Origin of the sequence: Pseudomonas sp. BIGb0164, from assembly GCF_024810135.1 — a bacterium.
GTDB lineage: Bacteria > Pseudomonadota > Gammaproteobacteria > Pseudomonadales > Pseudomonadaceae > Aquipseudomonas.
In genome coordinates, this window is sequence record NZ_JANUEA010000002.1 from 638,527 (window position 1) to 657,799 (window position 19,273).

Annotated in this window: 19 protein-coding genes; 6 read left to right on the forward strand and 13 right to left on the reverse strand. The window is 60.6% G+C overall.

Annotated features, from left to right (window positions below; genetic code table 11):
- Positions 1-13 precede the first annotated feature (13 nt).
- From gatA to M2394_RS06885, 5 genes are all read left to right on the forward strand, one after another.
- Positions 14-1,465 carry an Asp-tRNA(Asn)/Glu-tRNA(Gln) amidotransferase subunit GatA gene (gene gatA, locus M2394_RS06865; protein ID WP_259171949.1) on the forward strand — a complete coding sequence of 484 codons (1,452 nt, stop codon included), beginning with the start codon at positions 14-16 and terminating at the stop codon, positions 1,463-1,465.
- 10 nt (positions 1,466-1,475) lie between these two features.
- Positions 1,476-2,921, forward strand: a complete 1,446-nt coding sequence (gene gatB, locus M2394_RS06870; protein WP_178922678.1) for an Asp-tRNA(Asn)/Glu-tRNA(Gln) amidotransferase subunit GatB — start codon at positions 1,476-1,478, stop codon at positions 2,919-2,921.
- 155 nt (positions 2,922-3,076) lie between these two features.
- A complete protein-coding gene (locus M2394_RS06875) occupies positions 3,077-3,448 on the forward strand; it encodes a septal ring lytic transglycosylase RlpA family protein (protein ID WP_176995095.1) in 372 nt (123 codons plus the stop codon).
- Between the two features lie 58 nt (positions 3,449-3,506).
- A complete protein-coding gene (locus M2394_RS06880) occupies positions 3,507-4,553 on the forward strand; it encodes a calcium/sodium antiporter (RefSeq protein WP_259172027.1) in 1,047 nt (348 codons plus the stop codon).
- On the forward strand, positions 4,550-4,933 hold the full coding sequence (locus M2394_RS06885; RefSeq protein ID WP_065875108.1) for a carboxymuconolactone decarboxylase family protein: 384 nt from the start codon (positions 4,550-4,552) through the stop codon (positions 4,931-4,933). The genes M2394_RS06880 and M2394_RS06885 overlap by 4 nt, the downstream gene beginning before the upstream one ends.
- Positions 4,934-5,042: 109 nt before the next feature.
- Here M2394_RS06885 and M2394_RS06890 read toward each other — a convergent pair whose 3' ends face one another.
- From M2394_RS06890 to kdgD, 5 genes are all read right to left on the reverse strand, one after another.
- Positions 5,043-5,984, reverse strand: coding sequence for an AEC family transporter (locus M2394_RS06890; protein ID WP_178922677.1), 942 nt, complete (start codon positions 5,982-5,984; stop codon positions 5,043-5,045).
- 231 nt (positions 5,985-6,215) lie between these two features.
- A complete protein-coding gene (gene garD, locus M2394_RS06895; protein WP_178922675.1) occupies positions 6,216-7,769 on the reverse strand; it encodes a galactarate dehydratase in 1,554 nt (517 codons plus the stop codon).
- Positions 7,770-7,780: 11 nt separating this feature from the next.
- The gene (locus M2394_RS06900) at positions 7,781-9,145 is read right to left on the reverse strand and encodes an MFS transporter (RefSeq protein WP_259171950.1); all 1,365 of its coding nucleotides are present in this window, start codon (positions 9,143-9,145) and stop codon (positions 7,781-7,783) included.
- A 201-nt stretch (positions 9,146-9,346) separates the two neighbouring features.
- Positions 9,347-10,792, reverse strand: a complete 1,446-nt coding sequence (locus M2394_RS06905) for an aldehyde dehydrogenase family protein (protein WP_259171951.1) — start codon at positions 10,790-10,792, stop codon at positions 9,347-9,349.
- Positions 10,793-10,846: 54 nt separating this feature from the next.
- The gene (kdgD, locus tag M2394_RS06910; RefSeq protein ID WP_017138261.1) at positions 10,847-11,758 is read right to left on the reverse strand and encodes a 5-dehydro-4-deoxyglucarate dehydratase; all 912 of its coding nucleotides are present in this window, start codon (positions 11,756-11,758) and stop codon (positions 10,847-10,849) included.
- A 233-nt stretch (positions 11,759-11,991) separates the two neighbouring features.
- Between kdgD and M2394_RS06915 the strand changes: the two genes are divergently transcribed.
- Complete coding sequence (locus M2394_RS06915) at positions 11,992-13,149, forward strand: phospholipase (RefSeq protein ID WP_259171953.1); 1,158 nt, start codon at positions 11,992-11,994, stop codon at positions 13,147-13,149.
- Between the two features lie 164 nt (positions 13,150-13,313).
- Here M2394_RS06915 and M2394_RS06920 read toward each other — a convergent pair whose 3' ends face one another.
- From M2394_RS06920 to rplM, 8 genes are all read right to left on the reverse strand, one after another.
- Positions 13,314-14,063: a FadR/GntR family transcriptional regulator gene (locus M2394_RS06920; protein ID WP_016976230.1), complete on the reverse strand. Its 750-nt coding sequence runs from the start codon at positions 14,061-14,063 to the stop codon at positions 13,314-13,316.
- Between the two features lie 158 nt (positions 14,064-14,221).
- Complete coding sequence (locus M2394_RS06925) at positions 14,222-14,641, reverse strand: ClpXP protease specificity-enhancing factor (protein ID WP_176995101.1); 420 nt, start codon at positions 14,639-14,641, stop codon at positions 14,222-14,224.
- A 17-nt stretch (positions 14,642-14,658) separates the two neighbouring features.
- Entirely contained in the window at positions 14,659-15,276 is a 618-nt protein-coding gene (locus M2394_RS06930; RefSeq protein ID WP_016971566.1) for a glutathione S-transferase N-terminal domain-containing protein, read from the reverse strand.
- 149 nt (positions 15,277-15,425) lie between these two features.
- Positions 15,426-16,205, reverse strand: coding sequence for a cytochrome c1 (locus tag M2394_RS06935; RefSeq protein ID WP_176995103.1), 780 nt, complete (start codon positions 16,203-16,205; stop codon positions 15,426-15,428).
- A complete protein-coding gene (locus M2394_RS06940) occupies positions 16,205-17,416 on the reverse strand; it encodes a cytochrome bc complex cytochrome b subunit (RefSeq protein ID WP_178922669.1) in 1,212 nt (403 codons plus the stop codon). The genes M2394_RS06935 and M2394_RS06940 overlap by 1 nt, the downstream gene beginning before the upstream one ends.
- Entirely contained in the window at positions 17,416-18,012 is a 597-nt protein-coding gene (gene petA, locus M2394_RS06945; protein ID WP_122720920.1) for a ubiquinol-cytochrome c reductase iron-sulfur subunit, read from the reverse strand. Before petA ends, M2394_RS06940 begins: the two co-directional genes overlap by 1 nt.
- 266 nt (positions 18,013-18,278) lie before the next feature.
- Positions 18,279-18,671 (reverse strand): 30S ribosomal protein S9, encoded by a 393-nt coding sequence (rpsI, locus tag M2394_RS06950; protein WP_016971570.1) that lies wholly within the window; start codon positions 18,669-18,671, stop codon positions 18,279-18,281.
- 14 nt (positions 18,672-18,685) lie between these two features.
- Entirely contained in the window at positions 18,686-19,114 is a 429-nt protein-coding gene (rplM, locus tag M2394_RS06955; RefSeq protein ID WP_003188508.1) for a 50S ribosomal protein L13, read from the reverse strand.
- Between the last annotated feature and the right edge of the window lie 159 nt (positions 19,115-19,273).

A 19,273-nucleotide genomic window follows, 5' to 3' on the forward strand; every position in this document is an offset into this window, starting at 1 on the left:
GAAAGAGCCTTTCATGCATCACATGACTCTGGCCGAGATCGCCCGCGGTCTCGCCGACAAAAAGTTTTCTTCCGAAGAGCTGACCAAGACCCTGCTGGCGCGCATCGCCGAGCACGATCCGAAGGTCAACAGCTTCATCAGCCTCACCGAAGAGCTGGCCTTGAGCCAGGCCAAGGCCGCCGACGCACGTCGCGCCAACGGTGAAAACAGCCCACTGCTGGGTGCGCCTATCGCCCACAAGGACCTGTTCTGCACCCAGGGCATTCGCACCAGTTGCGGCTCGAAGATGCTCGACAACTTCAAGGCACCCTACGACGCCACCGTGGTGTCCAAGCTGGCTGCCGCCGGGGCCGTGACCCTGGGCAAGACCAACATGGACGAATTCGCCATGGGTTCGGCCAACGAGTCGAGCTACTACGGCGCGGTGAAGAACCCGTGGAACCTGGAGCACGTGCCCGGTGGTTCGTCGGGTGGTTCGGCTGCCGCAGTGGCTGCGCGCTTCCTGCCGGCCGCTACCGCCACCGACACCGGCGGCTCGATCCGCCAGCCTGCCGCCTTCACCAACCTCACCGGTCTGAAGCCAACCTACGGCCGCGTGTCCCGCTGGGGCATGATCGCCTACGCGTCCAGCCTCGATCAGGGCGGCCCCCTGGCACGTACCGCCGAAGACTGCGCGATTTTGTTACAAGGCATGGCCGGCTTCGATAAACAGGACTCCACCAGCATCGACGAGCCCGTGCCGGACTACAGCGCCAGCCTGAACACCTCGATCAAGGGCCTGCGCATCGGCGTGCCGAAGGAATACTTCAGCGCTGGTCTCGACCCACGCATCGCGGAGCTTGTGCACAACAGCGTCAAGGAGCTGGAAAAGCTCGGCGCCGTGATCAAGGAAGTCAGCCTGCCGAACAACGGGCACGCGATCCCTGCGTACTACGTGATCGCCCCGGCTGAAGCGTCCTCCAACCTGTCGCGTTTCGACGGCGTGCGTTTCGGCTACCGCTGCGAAAACCCGAAAGACCTCACCGACCTTTATAAGCGCTCCCGTGGCGAAGGCTTCGGTGCCGAAGTACAGCGCCGCATCATGGTCGGGGCCTACGCCCTGTCGGCCGGTTACTACGACGCGTACTACCTCAAGGCGCAAAAGATCCGTCGCCTGGTGAAGAACGACTTCATGGCCGCCTTCGAAGAAGTCGACGTGATCCTCGGCCCAACCACGCCGAACCCGGCCTGGAAGCTCGGCGCCAAGAACGGCGACCCGGTCGCTGCCTACCTCGAAGACCTTTACACCATCACCGCCAACCTCGCGGGCCTGCCGGGCTTGTCCATGCCTGCCGGTTTCGTCGATGGCCTGCCGGTCGGCGTGCAATTGCTCGCCCCGTATTTCCAGGAAGGCCGCCTGCTCAATGTGGCGCACCAGTACCAGTTGCACACCGACTGGCACACCCGCACCCCTACCGGCTTCTGAGGAGAACACTATGCAATGGGAAGTTGTGATCGGGCTGGAGATTCATACCCAGCTCGCCACCCAATCGAAGATTTTCTCCGGTAGCGCCACCACGTTCGGCTCCGAACCGAACACCCAGGCCAGCCTGGTAGACCTGGGCATGCCTGGCGTTCTGCCGGTGCTGAACCAGGAAGCGGTACGCATGGCCGTGATGTTCGGCCTGGCGATTGACGCCGAGATCGGCCAGCACAACGTGTTCGCACGCAAGAACTACTTCTACCCGGACCTGCCCAAGGGCTACCAGATCAGCCAGATGGAACTGCCGATTGTTGGCAAGGGCCACCTGGATATCCCGCTGGAAGACGGCACCATCAAGCGCGTCGGCGTAACCCGCGCCCACCTGGAAGAAGATGCCGGCAAGAGCCTGCACGAAGAATTCCCGGGCGCCACCGGTATCGACCTGAACCGTGCGGGTACGCCGCTGCTGGAGATCGTCTCCGAGCCGGACATGCGCAGTGCCAAGGAAGCCGTGGCCTACGTCAAGACCATCCACGCGCTGGTGCGCTACCTGGGCATCTGCGATGGCAACATGGCCGAAGGCTCGCTGCGGTGTGACTGCAACGTGTCGGTACGGCCAAAGGGCCAGGTCGAGTTCGGCACCCGCTGCGAGATCAAGAACGTCAACTCGTTCCGCTTCATCGAGAAGGCGATCAACACCGAAGTGCGTCGCCAGATCGAGCTGATCGAAGACGGCGGCAAGGTCATCCAGCAGACCCGCCTGTACGACCCGAACAAAGACGAAACCCGTGCCATGCGCAGTAAAGAGGAAGCCAACGACTACCGTTACTTCCCCGACCCGGACCTGTTGCCGGTGGTGCTTGAGGACGCATACCTCAACGACATCCGCGCCACCCTGCCGGAACTGCCGCAGCAGAAACGCGAGCGCTTCCAGGAGCAGTTCGGCTTGTCGGTCTACGATGCCAGCGTCTTGGCCTCCAGCCGTGAACAAGCCAACTACTTCGAAAAAGTCGTGAGCATTGCCGGTGACGCCAAGCTGGCGGCCAACTGGGTGATGGTTGAACTGGGCAGCCTGTTGAACAAACAGGGCCTGGAAATCGACGAAGCCCCGGTCACCGCCGAGCAATTGGGTGGCATGTTACTGCGCATCAAGGACAACACCATCTCCGGCAAGATCGCCAAGACCGTGTTTGAAGCGATGGCTGCAGGCGAAGGCAGCGCTGACGAAATCATCGAGAAGCGCGGCCTCAAGCAAGTCACCGACAGCGGCGCGATTTCGGCCGTGCTGGATGAAATGCTCGCGGCCAACGCCGAGCAGGTCGAGCAATACCGTGCGGCAGACGAAGCCAAGCGCGGCAAGATGTTCGGTTTCTTTGTGGGCCAGGCAATGAAAGCCTCCAAGGGCAAGGCCAACCCGCAACAGGTGAACGAATTGCTCAAAAGCAAGCTCGAAGGCTGACAGCGGTAAATGGTCCGGGCGGGATTTACCCCCTGCCCGAATACCCTGTGGGAGCTGGCTTGCCTGCGATTGCATCACCTCGGTGTGTTTGAAACACCGAGTCGTCTGCATCGCAGGCAAGCCAGCTCCCACATTTGTCATGGGGGCATCTTGCAATGAAGCGTCTACTTGGCCTCCTGGCCCTGTTCTCTCTGCTGGCCGGCTGCGCCAGCGGCGTCATCAACCCCAACGGCTACGACGAAACCGGCACCGCCTCCTATTACGGTGCCAAGCACCATGGCAACAAGACCGCCAGCGGTGAACCCTTCAACCAGAACGCCCTGACCGCCGCCCATCGGCAACTGCCCTTCGGCACCCAGGTCAAGGTCACGAATCTCGACAATGACAAATCCGTGGTTGTCCGCATCAACGATCGCGGCCCGCATACCCGTGGGCGCTTGATCGATCTTTCACGCAAGGCCGCCGAGCAATTGGGCATGATCAGCAGCGGTACCGCGCGCGTGCGCGTGCAAGCCCTGGGCAATTGACGATGGAGGACCGGTCATTTTCGGATTAACCGCCCTCTCGCCCTGGAGCCTGCTGGAACTGGTCAGCGGCCTGGTGCTGCTGATCGTTGGCGCCGAGATCCTGGTGCGCGCCGCCGTGCGCCTGGCCGCCAGCCTCAAGGTGCGACCGCTGATCATCGGCCTGACCATCGTCGCCTTCGGCAGCAGCGCGCCGCAGATGACCGTCAGCCTGCAAGCCACCCTGGCCGGCAACACCGATATCGCGGTGGGCAGCGTGATCGGCAGCAGCATCTTCAACATCCTGGTGACCCTGGGCCTGTCGGCACTGATTATTCCGTTGCGGGTCTCGCGCCAGTTGGTGCGCCTGGACATCCCGGTGATGATCTTCGCCGGCCTGCTGGTGTTCACCCTCGCCGCCAATGAAGAACTGACGCCGGTCGATGGCCTGGTGCTGCTGGTCGCACTGGTCGCCTACCTCGGCGTGCTGCATTACCAGACGCGCCATTCACGCCGCCCGCGCACACTGGACACCGTGGCCCGCGCCCCCTGGTTCAGCAGCGTGCTGCTGATGCTCGGCGGGTTGTTGATCCTGGTGCTCGCCGGGCACCTGCTGCTCGGCGCAGCGGTGGATGTAGCGGGCGACCTGGGCCTGTCGGAGCGCGTGATCGGCCTGACCCTGATCGGCGTCGGCACCTCGCTGCCGTGCCTGGCGACGTCACTGATCGCCGCCCTGCGTGGTGAGCGCGAAATCGCCGTGGGCAACGTGATCGGCAGCAACCTGTTCAACTTGCTGGGCGTATTGGGGCTGACCGCCCTGCTTGCGCCCTCGCCGCTGTCGGTATCGCCCAATGCCCTGGATTTCGATTTGCCGGTGATGCTCGGCGTGGTGGTGCTGTGCCTGCCGGTGTTCTACACCGGTTACCGCGTGACTCGCGCCGAAGGCCTGGTACTGCTGGGCCTGTACCTCGCTTACGGGCTGCACGTGATGGCGTTCACCACCGGCATGCCCCTGGCCACCAAGCTTGAACACCTGATGCTGTATTACGTCCTGCCAGTGCTGGTGGCTTTTCTGTTGTTCAGCACGCTGCGAGCCTGGCGCCGCCAACACAAGAGGGAATCGCAATGACCGATCAGAAAAAGCCCGGAGTTGAGATGCGTCGCCAGGTCATGGGCGATGTGTTCGTCGACCGCGCCCTGGGCAACGCCACCGAATTCACCCAGCCGCTGCAGGACTTCGTCAATGAACATGCCTGGGGCAGTGTGTGGAACCGCGAAGGGTTGCCGCTGAAGACCCGCAGCCTGATCACCCTGGCGGCCCTCACCGCCCTCAAGTGCCCGCAGGAACTCAAGGGACATGTGCGCGGGGCGTTGAACAATGGCTGCACCGTAGAAGAGATTCGTGAAGCGCTGCTGCATTGCGCGGTGTATGCCGGCGTGCCGGCGGCGATTGATGCGTTTCGGGCGGCGCAGGAAGTGATCGAGGCGTATCAGGCAGATAAGCAGTAACCGTTGGATTGCTATCGCCGGCAAGCCGGCTCCCACCTTTGAATGTGTTCACAAATCAAAATGTGGGAGCTGGCTTGCCTGCGATTGGCCCTCACGGACGGCAGAAAATTCAGATCCACCCCCCCGCCTGCAACACAAAGATCCCGATATTGGTGGTCACCGCTGCCATCAAGGTGGTGATCACGATAATCGCCGCCGCCAGCTCATGATTGCCCTCCGCCGCCCGGGCCATCACGAAACTCGCCGCCGCAGTGGGTGCGCCGAAATACAGGAACAAAATCCCCAGCTCCGGCCCGCGAAAGCCCAACAGCCACGCGCCCAGCGTTGCAAACACGGGCAAGCCGATCATCTTCACCAGGCTGGCACTTAGCGCCATGCTGCCGCTTTTGCGCAACGCCGCCAGAGACAAGGTGCCACCGATGCAGATCAGCGCCAGCGGCAAGGTCATGTCCGCCAGGTACTGGCCGGACGACTCCAGCCAACCGGGCAAACCGATCTGGAACACCGCAAAGGGCGTGGCCGCAATCACGCTGATGATCAACGGGTTGGCCACCACGCTTTTGCAGATGCTCCACGGGTCGGACTTGATCACCGGGCTGTACACCGCCAGCACGATGGTCGACAGGGTGTTGTAGAACAGGATCACCAGCGCGGCGAGGATCGCGCCGAGGGAGATGCCGTAGTCGCCGTACATGCTGGCCGCCAGTGCCAGGCCGATCACCCCGTTGTTGCCACGAAATGCGCCCTGGGCATAAATGCCGCGGTCTTCACGGGGGCAGCGAAAGATCGCCCAGCCCCAGGCCAAGGCAAAGCTCAACAGGGTGGCGACGGCAAAATAGATCAGCAGGCCCGGCTTGAGCGCCGAGTGCAGGTCGGCATGCAGGATGCCCAGGAACAGCAACGCCGGCATGGTGACGTTGAACACCAGGGACGACGCGACGTGGATGAAGTTGTCGTTGATCCAGTTGACGCGCTTGAGCAGCACGCCCAGGAACAGCATGGCAAACACCGGCGCGGTGATGGTCAGGGTGGTGAGGAAAATTGCCAGCATGCCGGGGAGAACCTTGGTGAGCGTCGTTAGGTGGCTAATGATAAGCCATGCTGACCTGTAGCGCCTGGTAAGACGCCTTCGCGAGCAAGCCCGCTCCCACATTATTGATGCGTGAATACCTTTAAATGTAGGAGCTGGCTTGCCTGCGATGGCGGTGTGTCAGCCGATAGATCTGTGACTGACACTCCACTAACGCAGGCAAACCAGCTCCCACAGGGGCCGTGCCAGCCGTCAGGTGATGGGGGCGGGGTTGAACAGGGTGATGTCGTTGTGCAGCTTGTGGCGCTCCGCCCATGTCTGCTTCTTGCCGCTGGCCACATCCAAATAGAAGTGGAACAACTCCCAGCCCAACTCCTCAATGCTCGCCCGTCCGGTGGCGATTCGCCCCGCGTCGATGTCGATCAGGTCCGGCCAGCGCTGCGCCAATTCCGTGCGTGTCGACACCTTCACCACCGGCGCCATCGCCAGCCCATAAGGCGTGCCGCGCCCGGTGGTGAACACGTGCAGGTTCATCCCGGCCGCCAGTTGCAAGGTGCCACACACAAAGTCGCTGGCCGGCGTTGCGCAAAAGATCAGCCCCTTGCCCTTGAAGCGCTCACCGGGGCCAAGCACGCCGTTGATCGCACTGCTGCCGGACTTGACGATGGAACCCAGGGACTTCTCGACAATGTTCGACAACCCGCCCTTCTTGTTGCCCGGCGTGGTATTGGCACTGCGGTCCGCCTCGCCCTTGGCCAGGTAGCGGTCGTACCAGTCCATTTCCCGGACCAGTTCCTCGGCGATTGCTTGGGTCTCGGCACGTGAAGTCAGCAAGTAGATGGCATCACGCACTTCCGTGACTTCGGAAAACATCACCGTCGCCCCGGCCCGCAACAGCAAGTCCGAGGCATAGCCCAGCGCCGGGTTGGCGGTGATGCCGGAAAATGCATCGCTGCCACCGCACTGCATGCCGAGGATCAGTTCCGACGCCGGCACGGTTTCACGGCGGCGCTGGTCGAGCTTTTTCAGGCGGGTTTCGGCCAGCGCCATGATCTGCTCGATCATTTCGGTAAAACCGTGGCTGGAATCCTGCAACCGATACAACCACGGCTCGCTCAGGTCCACCGAACTGTCGTTGTCGTGCATCACCTGCCCGGCCTGCAGCTTCTCGCAGCCCAGGCTGATCACCAGCGCTTCGCCGCCCAGGTTCGGGTTGCGCGCCAGGTTACGCACGGTGCGGATCGGGATATAGGCATCCGTCGCCGTGATCGCCACGCCGCAGCCGTAGCTGTGGGTCAGCGCCACCACGTCATCGACATGCGGGTACTTGGGCAGCAACTCGTCCTTGATGCGCTTGACCGCATGGTCCAGCACGCCCGTGACGCACTGCACCGTGGTGGTAATGCCAAGGATGTTGCGCGTGCCCACGGTGCCGTCGGCGTTGCGGTAACCCTCGAAGGTAAACCCTTCCAGCGGCGCCTGGGTTTCTGGCACTTCGGTGGACAGCGGCAGGCTGTCCAGCGGTGGCGCGGTGGGCATGCGCAACTGATCTTCCTGCACCCAACTGCCACGCGGGATCGGCGCCAGGGCGTAGCCGATGGTCTGGCCATAGCGAATGATCTGCCCGCCTTCCGGGATATCTTCCAGGGTCACCTTGTGGCTCTGGGGGATGAAGTCCACGGTGACCAGACCGTCCGGGAACTCGGTGCCGGCCGGTACGCCCTGGTCGTTCACCACGATCACCACGTTGTCGCGCGGGTGTAAGCGAATCGAGCGCGGCGAATCGGCATGTTCAATCAACTGCATGACATCGCCCCTCAGGAATGCGCTTCGGTAAGGTTAGTCAACTGAGGGCCCTTGGCTGGCGGCTCCTTGAGCACCACACGCTTGATCGGGCCGACAACCACCAGGTAGCTGAACACCGCCAGCAACGCGTTGGCACCCACAAACACCAAGGCCCACTTGAAGGAGCCGGTGGTGCTGATGATGTAGCCGATCACGATTGGTGTACTGATGGACGCCAGGTTGCCAAACATGTTGAACAGGCCACCACTGAGCCCGGCGATTTGTTTTGGCGAGGTGTCAGACACCACCGCCCAACCCAGTGCGCCAACGCCTTTGCCGAAGAAAGCCAGGGCCATGAAGCCCACCACCATCCACTCGATATCCACGTAGTTGCACGCCACGATGCTGCTGGAAATCAACAGGCCACCGATGATCGGCGCTTTGCGGGCGAAGGTCAGGGAATGCCCCTTGCGCAGCAAGTAGTCGGAAATCACCCCGCCGAGCACGCCGCCGATAAAGCCGCAGATCGCCGGCAACGAGGCAATGAAACCGGCCTTGAGAATGGTCATGCCGCGCTCTTGCACCAGGTACACCGGGAACCAGGTCAGGAAGAAATAGGTGATGCCGTTGATGCAGTACTGGCCCAAATAGACACCGAGCATCATGCGGTTGGTCAGCAACTGGCGGATGTAATCCCACTTCGGGCCGTCGGTTTTCTTACCCTTGCCCTTGTCTTGGTCCATATCAACCATCGCGCCATTGGCGGCGATGTGGTTGAACTCCGCTTCGTTGATCATCGGGTGCTGGCGCGGGCCGTGGATCAGCTTCAGCCAGATCAGCGAGAACAGGATGCCGATGCCGCCCATCACGATAAACACGTGCTGCCAGCCGAAGGTGTAGACGATCCAGCCCATCAACGGGGCGAACAACACGGTGGCGAAGTACTGCGCCGAGTTGAAGATCGCCGACGCGGTGCCGCGCTCAGCCGTGGGAAACCACGCCGCTACGATGCGGGCATTTCCCGGGAAGGAAGGCGCCTCGGCCAGACCCACCAGAAAGCGCAGCATGAACAGCGCGACGATCGCGGTGGAGACCCCGAACTCGCCCACATAGCCTTGCAGCACGGTGAACAGCGACCAGGTGAAGATGCTCAGGGCATAGATTTTTTTCGAGCCGAAACGGTCCAGCAGCCAGCCACCGGGGATTTGCCCGGCCACGTAAGCCCAACCGAATGCAGAGAAGATATAACCGAGGGTGACCGCGTCGATGCCGAGGTCTTTTTGCAGGCTGGAGCCGGCGATGGCGATGGTAGCCCGGTCGGCGTAGTTGATCGTGGTCACCAGGAACAGCATGAGCAGGATCAAATAGCGGACGTGGGTCGGCTTGGTCGCTTGCATGAAGAAGTACTCCCACTAATTATTTTTTTTGCGGGTAATCGTTGTGTTTTTTGCCGGTGAAGACTGCTTTATGTGGGAGCTGGCTTGCCTGCGATGGAGGCACCGCGGTGCATCCGTTACACCGCGGTGATGCTATCGCAGGCAAGCCAGCTCCCACACAGACCAGCTCGCACAGGAACCGGTGCCGACAGGTACTGCGTGTTACGAACCGATGTAGCTGGTCTTCACCACGGTGTAGAACTCTTGCGCATAGCGACCTTGCTCACGCGAACCATAGGATGAGCCCTTACGGCCACCGAACGGAACGTGGTAGTCCACGCCGGCGGTCGGCAGGTTGACCATCACCATCCCGGCCTGGGAGTGGCGTTTGAAGTGGTTGGCGTACTTCAGCGAAGTAGTGGCGATGCCCGCCGACAAACCGAATTCGGTGTCATTGGCCATGGCCAGCGCCGCCTCGTAGTCCGCCACGCGCACCACGTTGGCCACCGGGCCGAAGATCTCTTCACGGCTGATGCGCATGGCCGCTTCGCTGTCGGCAAACAGTGTTGGCGCCAGGAAGTAGCCTTCGGTATCGCAGGTCACCAATCCACCACCGCTGACCAGCCGCGCGCCTTCGCTTTGGCCGATGTCGATGTACTTCAGGTCCTGGTCCAACTGCGCCTGGGAGACCACCGGGCCGATGTCGGTGCCGCTTTTGAGCGCGTGGCCGACTTTGATCGACTTCATGCGCTCGGCCATGGCCGCGACGAACTGGTCATGGATGCCCGCCGTCACGATCAGGCGACTGGAGGCGGTGCAACGCTGGCCGGTGGAGTAGAACGCGCTCTGTACCGACAGCTCGACGGCCTGCTTGAGGTCGGCGTCGTCGAGGATGATCTGCGGGTTCTTGCCCCCCATTTCCAACTGCACTTTGGCCTGGCGCGACACGCAGCTGACCGCGATCTGGCGGCCCACACCCACGGAACCGGTAAAGCTGATGCCGTCGACTTTCGGGCTGTTGACCAGCACATCGCCAACCACGCGGCCGCTGCCCATCACCAGGTTGAACACACCGGCCGGGAAGCCGGCGCGGGAGATGATCTCCGCCAGGGCCCAGGCACAACCCGGCACCAGTTCGGCCGGCTTGATCACCACGCAGTTGCCGTAGGCCAGGGCCGGGGCGATTTTCCACGCGGGAATGGCGATCGGGAAGTTCCACGGGGTGATCAGACCGACCACGCCCAAGGCTTCGCGGGTGACTTCAACATTGACGCCCGGGCGCACCGACGGCACGTAATCGCCGGACAAACGCAGGCATTCACCGGCGAAGAATTTGAAGATGTTGCCAGCACGGGTCACTTCACCAATGGCTTCGGGCAGGGTCTTGCCCTCTTCCCGGGCCAGCAAGGTGCCAAGCTCTTCGCGGCGGGCAAGGATTTCGCTGCCGACTTTGTCCAGGGCGTCATGGCGCGCCTGGATGCCGGAAGTCGACCAGGCTGGGCAGGCAGCGCGTGCCGCATCAATGGCAGCATTAACCTGGGCTACATCCGCCTTGGCATATTCACCAATCGCATCGGAAAGCTCCGACGGGTTGATGTTGACGCAGTAGTCGGCACCGGCCACCCACTCGCCGTTGATGTAGTTATCAAAACGTTTGGCTTGGGACACAAATCTTCTCCTGACGCAAAAGGCCGCTGATCTCTCAGCGGCCTTGTTGATGAGTTACTGCGGACCTTGCTTGTCGATCAGCGCGGCCAGGGCTTCGTATTCTTCCGGCAACAGGTCGGTCAGCGGAGTGCGCACCGGGCCTGCGTCGTAGCCGGCGATCTTCGCGCCAGCCTTGACGATGCTCACGGCGTAGCCGGCCTTGCGGTTACGGATGTCCAGGTAAGGCAGGAAGAAGTTGTCGATGATCTTGGCAACGGTGGCGTGATCGTCCTGGGCGATCGCGTGGTAGAAGTCCATCGCGGTTTTCGGGATGAAGTTGAACACCGCCGAGGAGTACACCGGCACGCCCAGGGCCTTGTAGGCAGCGGCGTAAACCTCTGCAGTCGGCAGGCCGCCGAGGTAGCTGAAACGATCGCCCAGACGACGGCGGATCGACACCATCAACTCGATGTCACCCAGGCCATCCTTGTAGCCGATCAGGTTCGGGCAGCGCTCGGCCAGGCGTTCCAGCAGCGGCGCGGTCAGGCGGCAGACGTTGCGGTTGTACACCACCACGCCGATTTTTACCGACTTGCACACAGCTTCAACGTGGGCGGCAACGCCGTCCTGGCTGGCTTCGGTGAGGTAGTGCGGCAGCAGCAACAGGCCTTTGGCACCCAGGCGCTCGGCTTCCTGAGCGTACTCGATGGCCTGGCGGGTCGAACCGCCGACACCGGCCAGGATCGGCACGCTGGTGGCACAGGTATCAACCGCGGTTTTCACCACTTGGGAATATTCGCTGGCGGCGAGGGAGAAAAACTCACCGGTACCACCAGCCGCGAACAAGGCGGTGGCGCCGTAAGGGGCCAGCCATTCCAGGCGCTTGATGTAGCCCGCCTGGTGGAAGTCACCCTGGGCGTTGAAATCGGTCACCGGGAAAGACAGCAGACCGTGGGAGAGGATGGACTTCAGTTCTTGTGGATTCATTATTCGAACACCCTGGGCGAAGACTTTCTGTCGAAAGGTTGTTGTTGGTTTGTTGATGTCGTACGTCATCGTACAACTATAAAAAGATTCGTCAACTGCAATTCATCGACCTTCATTCTTCGAGGTGTTGAGGCAGGGCTTCTTGACGTAGGAATTTTTTACTCTATGCTCGAATTAACTGTATATACATACAGTCATTACGGAAGATTCCTACGACATAGCAAGGAGCTAACATGTCAGATCTTGAACTCGCAGCACCCGAAAAAAACCCGCCAACCCTGCGCTTCGAAGGCGGCGAGCACACCGCCATCGGCGACGACACGCTGCTGCGCTTCGTCAAGGACGCACCGGCCATCCCGGCGCGCCAAGTCGAATTGCACCTGCCCAACGGGCTGGCACTCACCTACGGCCAAGTGATTGCCCTGGGTGGTGACTTCTACGGCATTCCTGGCCAACCCATCAGCGACGGCGCCTCCCCGGCTGATCGCGTGCAACGCTTTACCGCCGCGTTCAACACGTTGGCCGTGCTTCCCGCTTCGCGAGAAGAAGCGCGCAAGATTCTCGCGGTCATGCAAAAGGAGATCAACGCGGTCAACCAGGCGATCAAGGACGGCAAGCAGGCCCATGAAGCCTATGACGCCCTGGGAGATACGTTGTCTGAGGAATGGAACCGCATCACCGGAGGTGGCAGCGCGGTGTCTGCGCTTATCCCGCTGGGGCGCTACTTGAAGCTGGCGGCGGATAACGCCGACCACTTTGGTGAGTGGGCGCTGTCCGCGTACCTGGCCGGCCATACCGCCGCATTGCAACAGGCAGTGGTCGCCCATCAGACCGGCACCGACCAGGCACTGGAACTGGCGTATGCCATGAACAGTTTTGCGGATCACTTCCTGACCGACCTGTTTTCTGCCGGCCATCTGCGGGTGCCGCGCAAACAACTGGCGGCGGTGGTGACACCGGGTGAGCTGGGTTCGCTGATCAGCCGCTTCATGCACGACGAAGACAGCAAGTTCGGGCTCAAAGTGCGTAACGCCATGGGCGATCAGTGGCGTGCCTACGGCGACAAGCGCTACTTCGACGCGATTGATGCGGACAACCGCGTGCAGGTCAAACGTGCGGTGCAGGCGTCGGCCGATGAGATCTTCGACACGTTCATCAGCGGTGTTGCGCCCTCCCCGGCCAACTTCAAGGCGCCGCTGTATGTGCCGGACTTGAATGCCGCGCAGAACCCGGCGAACAACTTCTCGCCGCTGTTCAAGATGGAGGGTGACAAGGTGCTGCGCCGCAAGGACGTGAATGACCTGAACGACAAGCACTGGACCAATGATTGGTGGGGGTGGAGCACTTACCTGTTGCTCAAGGACTATAAGCCCAACCAACCTGCCAACTAAATAAATACGTCATTCCAGACACTGGAGATCAAAATGTGGGAGCGGGCTTGCTCGCGAAGGCGCCTTTCAGTTGATGCAGGTGCAGACTGACACACCGCATTCGCGAGCAAGCCCGCTCCCACAATTAGATCGATTTACATCCGGCACAACTCGGTTGCCTTCTTTTAACCGCGTTGCGCTTCTGCCTCTTCATGGGCATGGCGCAGCCGCTCACGGCTGTTGGTCAAATGCAAACGCATGGCCGCTCGTGCCGCGTCCGAATCCTGGCGGGCAATCGCCTCGTAGATCTCTTCGTGCTCGCGGCTCAGGCGGCCCATGTAGTGCTGCTGGTCATCATGGGCCAGGCGTGCCGAGTTCAAACGCGTGCGCGGAATAATGCTGGTGCCCAGGTGGGTCATGATGTCGGTGAAGTAACGGTTACCCGTGGACAGGGCAATTTCCAGGTGAAATGCAAAGTCAGAGGCCACCGCATCGCCGGCGTGGGCCGCGCTTTCATTCAACGCATCGAGCGCTGCACGCATGGCCGCCAGTTGCTCATCACTGCGACGTAACGCAGCCAGACCTGCAGACTCCACTTCCAGGCTGATCCGCAGTTCCAGGATCGCCAACACATCACGCAGCGTCACCACCGTGGCCGGGTCGATCCGAAAGCCGCTCGGGCTCGGCGTATCCAACACAAACGTGCCGATACCGTGACGGGTTTCCACCTGCCCCGCCGCCTGCAATCGCGAGATCGCTTCGCGCACCACCGTACGACTGACGCCATGGGCATCCATGATCGCCGACTCGGTGGGCAGTTTATCGCCACGCTTGAGCTGGCCGTCGCGGATCTGCTCGGACAACACCGTGACCAATTCCTGGGCAAGGCTACGGCGCTTGCGGGGAAGACGAGGGGCGGTGTTGGCGTTTTCCATGATGAATCATCTTTCTCGGTGAGCTTGAGCACGCATCATAGCCCATGGTGGTTGTACGATCACCGTCCGGGCGCGACTTTCATCTATATCCTTCGCGCAAAAAAATGCCCCGACACAGGTCGAGGCATTCTTTCAGCGCTCCCCCGAGGGAAAGCCCGTTACTTCACCACTTTCAGGCTCGGCCGGCCGCTTGGGCGCGGTGGCTCGGCATCCGGTGGCGGCAGGTCATCACCGTCTTCGCTTTCGATCGATTCGTCGTCCTCGAAAGGCGACTCCAGATCAAACACCATGCCCTGGCCATTTTCCCGGGCGTAGATCCCGAGGATGGCACCAATAGGCACGAACAGCGTATGCGGCACGCCGCCGAAACGCCCTTCGAAGCTCACGGCTTCGTTGTCCATGTGCAGGTGTCGCACAGCACTGGGTGACACGTTCAGGACGATCTGTCCGTCACTGGCAAACCCCTGCGGTACCTGAACCGCAGGGAATTCGGAATTGACCAGCATGTGCGGGGTGCAATCGTTGTCCACAATCCACTCATAGAGCGCGCGGACCAAGTAGGGTCGACTGGAGTTCATCAGCGGCTCCTTAAGCCTTAGCGCATATCGCGTTCGACGCCAGACAGACTCGCCTGGAAAGCCTCACGCGCAAACTGGCGCTCCATGTAATCAAGCAGCGGCTTGGCAGGCCGCGGCAGTTCAATACCGAGAATCGGCAAACGCCAGAGTATCGGTAATAGGCAGCAATCCACCAAACTTTGTTCCTCGCTGAGGAAAAAAGGTTTATCGGCGAACAACGGCGAAACGCCGGTCAGACTTTCGCGCAATTCCTTACGCGCCTGCACGCGGACCGCTTCTTTTGTACGCGAATCCAGAATCACATCCACCAGCCCGCACCAGTCACGCTGGATCCGATGGATCAGCAGGCGGCTGTTGGCACGCGCCACCGGGTACACCGGCAGCAAAGGCGGATGCGGGTAACGCTCATCCAGGTATTCCATCACCACGGTCGACTCCCACAACGCCAGGTCACGATCGACCAGGGTGGGCAAGCTGCCGTAAGGGTTCACTTCGATCAGTTTTGGCGGCTGACGGCCCGCCTCCACACTGATGATCTCGGCGCTGACACCCTTCTCCGCGAGCACGATACGCACTCGGTGGGAATAGTGGTCGGCGGGGTCGGAGTAACAGGCCAACCGATTGGTCACGCCCATGGCGGTCCTCCTCGCTTGTTGAAATTATCGAAAGCTCAAAAACGAGCGCGCCCAGAGAGCATCTCTGTATCGCCTGGTACAACCAGAGCGCTACGTGTTCAGAGATGCCGCTGGGCGCGCAAGATTAACAGCAATTGCTTACGGTTGGATCAATGCACATCCTTCCAGTATTCGCGTTTGAGCAGATAGGCGAATACGAAGAAGAAGGCCAGGTACAGCAGCACATAAGTGCCGATGCGCTGGTGCTGCAGTTTGACCGGGTTGGCAGAGTACGCCAGGAAGGTCACGAGGTTCTTGACCGTCTCGTCGAACTGCGCCTCGGTCTGGGCACCGGGGGTCTCAATCTTCAGCTGATCGCACGCTTCATGGGTCAACGGCGTGCCGGTCAGTGGATCGTATTGCTTCTTGCCGTCTTCAACGACCTGGATCTGCTTGCATCCTACCACTTGCTTGCCTTGCAGGCCGACCAGAACGTTCGGCATGCCGACGTTCGGGAACACGCGGTTGTTGGCACCCAGCGGGCGTGCCGGGTCGTCGTAGAAGGACTTCAGGTAGCCGTAGAGCCAGTCGGTGCCACGTACACGGGCGACCAGGGTCAGGTCGGGCGGCGCAGCGCCGAACCAGACCTTGGCGTCAGCCGGCTGCATGCCGATGCTCATGTGGTCGCCGATCTTGGCACCGGTGAACACCAGTTTTTGCAGCATCACGTCGTGGGGGATCCCCAGGTCGTCGGCCACACGCTCATAACGCTGGAACTTGGCGCTGTGGCAGCCCATGCAATAGTTGGCGAACGTCCGTGCGCCGTCTTGCATGGCCGCTTTGTCAGACACGTCGATGTCGACTTTTTCCAGCTCCGGGCCACCGTGCTCGGCAGCGAAGGACAGTAGCGGCAGGGCCGCAAGCATCAATGCAACGAATAATTTTTTCATCAGCCAGTCACCCTTTCCGGAACCGGTTTGGTCTTCTCTAGCCGGGTGTAGAACGGCATCAGAATGAAGTAGGCGAAGTACAGGAAGGTGCAGACCTGCGACAGCAACGTACGCTCAGGGGTGGGCGCCAATACGCCCAAGATACCCAGGATCACGAACGCGATGCAGAACACCCACAGCCAGATCTTGCTCAGCCAGCCTTTGTAGCGCATGGATTTGACCGGGCTGCGGTCGAGCCATGGCAACACGAACAGCAGCGCGATCGAGGCGCCCATCGCCATCACGCCCATGAGCTTGTCGGGGATCGCCCGCAAGATGGCGTAGAACGGCGTGAAGTACCAGACCGGGGCAATGTGCTCAGGTGTCTTGAAGGCGTTGGCCTGTTCGAAGTTGGGTTTCTCCAGGAAATAACCGCCCATCTCCGGGAAAAAGAACACGATCGAGCAGAAGATGAACAGGAACACCACCACGCCGACAATGTCTTTCACGGTGTAGTACGGGTGGAACGGAATGCCGTCCAGCGGTACGCCGTTTTCGTCTTTGTGCTTCTTGATGTCCACGCCATCGGGGTTGTTGGAGCCCACTTCGTGCAGCGCAAGGATGTGCAGCACCACCAGGCCCAGGATCACGATCGGCAGGGCCACAACGTGCAACGCGAAGAAGCGGTTCAGGGTAATGCCGGAGATCAGGTAGTCACCGCGGATCCACTGGGTCAGGTCGTTGCCAATCACGGGGATCGCACCGAACAGCGAGATGATCACCTGGGCACCCCAGTACGACATCTGGCCCCACGGCAGCAGGTAACCCATGAAGGCTTCGGCCATCAGCGCCAGGTAGATCAGCATGCCGAAGACCCACACCAGCTCGCGGGGCTTCTGGTACGAACCGTAGAGCAGGCCACGGAACATGTGCAGGTAGACAACGATGAAGAACGCCGAGGCGCCGGTGGAGTGCAACAGGCGCAGGATCGAGCCGTACTCGACGTCACGCATGATGTATTCGACGGACGCAAACGCTTCTTCCGCCGATGGCGTGTAGCTCATGGTCAGCCAGACGCCGGTGACGATCTGGTTGACCAGCACCAGCAGGGCCAGGGAGCCGAAGAAGTAGAAGAAGTTGAAGTTTTTAGGCGCGTAGTACTTGCTGAGATGGTCTTCCCACATTTTGGTCGCAGGGAAGCGCGCATCCACCCAATCCATGAACTTGCTCATCAGGCCTTCTCCCCCTGGTCGACGCCAATGATAACGATGCTGTCCGTCTCGTATTGGTGCGGCGGAACGGGCAGGTTCAAAGGTGCGGGTTGTGACTTGTAGACGCGACCGGCCAGGTCGTAGTGGGAACCGTGGCAGGGGCAGAAGTAGCCACCGACCCAGTCCTTGCCAAGGTCGGCAGGAGCAACTTCCGGGCGGAAGGTAGGCGAGCAGCCCAAGTGGGTGCAGATACCGATCAGCAGCAGGATCTCTGGCTTGATCGAACGGATTTCCTTATCGACGTAGGCGGGTTGGTCGGAATTCTTCGAGTCGGGATCAGAGAGCTGACCCTCGATTTTCTTGAGATTTCCCAGGATTTCCTCGGTACGACGAACAATGAAGACCGGCTGGCCGCGCCATTCAGCAATCATCTGCTGGCCTGGCTCGATTTTGCTGATATTCACCTTCACCGGTGCACCCGCGGCTTTCGCCTTGGCACTGGGAAACCATGACCCCACGAACGGGACCGCAGCCCCCACCGCTCCTGCAGCACCCACCACGGATGTGGCTGCTACCAAGAAGCGACGCCGGCCTGCATTCACGCCGTCATTGCTCATTCAGTCCTCTCCCATCAGCTTTTTGGCCTGTTAAATCAGGCGTCTACTAAGTATTGAATCTTTGCTTATAAAAATTTTGTCGGATGGTAATGAAAAGCCCCACGTATGACAAGGGAATTGCCCGGGGCTCCGCCCTCAGGCCTTGTAGTATAGGGGGTCTACGGATGTGGCAAGTTGTCACGCGCAAATTTGTGCATAAATCGCAGGCAATAAAAAACGCCCAGCTCCGTGAGGAGGCTGGGCGTTTTTGTGGAACGTAAAGCGAATTAACGCTTCGAGTACTGCGGACGCTTACGCGCTTTACGCAGACCGACTTTCTTACGTTCAACTTCACGGGCATCGCGAGTCACGAAGCCAGCTTTGCGCAGAGCGCTACGCAGGGTTTCGTCGTAGCTCATCAGTGCGCGAGTGATACCGTGGCGGATTGCGCCAGCTTGACCACTTACACCGCCACCGATAACGGTGACGTAGATGTCGAACTTTTCAACGGTCTCGGTCAGTTCCAGCGGCTGACGAACTACCATGCGGGCAGTTTCGCGGCCGAAGAAGTTGTCCAGGGAGCGGTTGTTGATCGAGATGTTACCAGTGCCCGGACGCAGGAAAACGCGTGCGGTTGCGGTTTTGCGACGGCCAGTGCCGTAATTTTGAGTCGCCGACATAATGAACTATTCCGTTAAAACTTCAGTTCTTGGGGCTGCTGAGCAGCATGAGGGTGTACAGCGCCCGCATAGACTTTCAGCTTGCGAAACATATCGCGACCCAGTGGGCCCTTAGGCAGCATGCCTTTGACCGCGATTTCGATCGGGGCTTCAGGCTTCTTGGCAATCAGGCCTTCGAAGTTGGAAGACTTGATACCGCCTGGGAAACCGGAGTGACGGTAGTACATTTTGTCGCTTGCTTTGTTGCCGGTTACACGAACCTGCTCAGCGTTGATGATGACGATGTAGTCGCCGGTATCAACGTGCGGGGTGTACTCAGGCTTGTGCTTGCCACGCAGACGGCTGGCGACTTCAGTGGCCAGACGACCCAGGGTCTGACCAGCGGCGTCGACGACAAACCAGTCGCGCTGAACTGTTTCCGGTTTTGCAGTAAAAGTTGTCATTCTTTAATAGCCTCAGGGGCCGCCTGTAAATTTAGACGGCGGATCTTACTGAATAGTGCGTACTTTGACAAGGTCAAAGGCAGCCGGATACAGACGCTATCGGGGGCTCGGGTCGGCGCGTCCGTTCAACGGCAAGATTCTTCGGCAGGCGGCGCATCA

What these genes read in the sequence shown, in the direction of transcription:
- kdgD (WP_017138261.1), bottom strand. Translation starts at nt 11,758, where the DNA reads ATGAATCCACAAGAACTGAAGTCCATCCTCTCCCACGGTCTGCTGTCT.
- M2394_RS06875 (WP_176995095.1), top strand. Translation starts at nt 3,077, where the DNA reads ATGAAGCGTCTACTTGGCCTCCTGGCCCTGTTCTCTCTGCTGGCCGGC.
- rpsI (WP_016971570.1), bottom strand. Translation starts at nt 18,671, where the DNA reads ATGTCGGCGACTCAAAATTACGGCACTGGCCGTCGCAAAACCGCAACC.
- M2394_RS06940 (WP_178922669.1), bottom strand. Translation starts at nt 17,416, where the DNA reads ATGAGCAAGTTCATGGATTGGGTGGATGCGCGCTTCCCTGCGACCAAA.
- M2394_RS06935 (WP_176995103.1), bottom strand. Translation starts at nt 16,205, where the DNA reads ATGAAAAAATTATTCGTTGCATTGATGCTTGCGGCCCTGCCGCTACTG.
- M2394_RS06925 (WP_176995101.1), bottom strand. Translation starts at nt 14,641, where the DNA reads ATGAACTCCAGTCGACCCTACTTGGTCCGCGCGCTCTATGAGTGGATT.
- petA (WP_122720920.1), bottom strand. Translation starts at nt 18,012, where the DNA reads ATGAGCAATGACGGCGTGAATGCAGGCCGGCGTCGCTTCTTGGTAGCA.
- gatB (WP_178922678.1), top strand. Translation starts at nt 1,476, where the DNA reads ATGCAATGGGAAGTTGTGATCGGGCTGGAGATTCATACCCAGCTCGCC.
- M2394_RS06900 (WP_259171950.1), bottom strand. Translation starts at nt 9,145, where the DNA reads ATGCAAGCGACCAAGCCGACCCACGTCCGCTATTTGATCCTGCTCATG.
- garD (WP_178922675.1), bottom strand. Translation starts at nt 7,769, where the DNA reads ATGCAGTTGATTGAACATGCCGATTCGCCGCGCTCGATTCGCTTACAC.
- M2394_RS06885 (WP_065875108.1), top strand. Translation starts at nt 4,550, where the DNA reads ATGACCGATCAGAAAAAGCCCGGAGTTGAGATGCGTCGCCAGGTCATG.
- gatA (WP_259171949.1), top strand. Translation starts at nt 14, where the DNA reads ATGCATCACATGACTCTGGCCGAGATCGCCCGCGGTCTCGCCGACAAA.
- M2394_RS06915 (WP_259171953.1), top strand. Translation starts at nt 11,992, where the DNA reads ATGTCAGATCTTGAACTCGCAGCACCCGAAAAAAACCCGCCAACCCTG.
- M2394_RS06930 (WP_016971566.1), bottom strand. Translation starts at nt 15,276, where the DNA reads ATGGGCGTGACCAATCGGTTGGCCTGTTACTCCGACCCCGCCGACCAC.
- rplM (WP_003188508.1), bottom strand. Translation starts at nt 19,114, where the DNA reads ATGACAACTTTTACTGCAAAACCGGAAACAGTTCAGCGCGACTGGTTT.
- M2394_RS06920 (WP_016976230.1), bottom strand. Translation starts at nt 14,063, where the DNA reads ATGGAAAACGCCAACACCGCCCCTCGTCTTCCCCGCAAGCGCCGTAGC.
- M2394_RS06890 (WP_178922677.1), bottom strand. Translation starts at nt 5,984, where the DNA reads ATGCTGGCAATTTTCCTCACCACCCTGACCATCACCGCGCCGGTGTTT.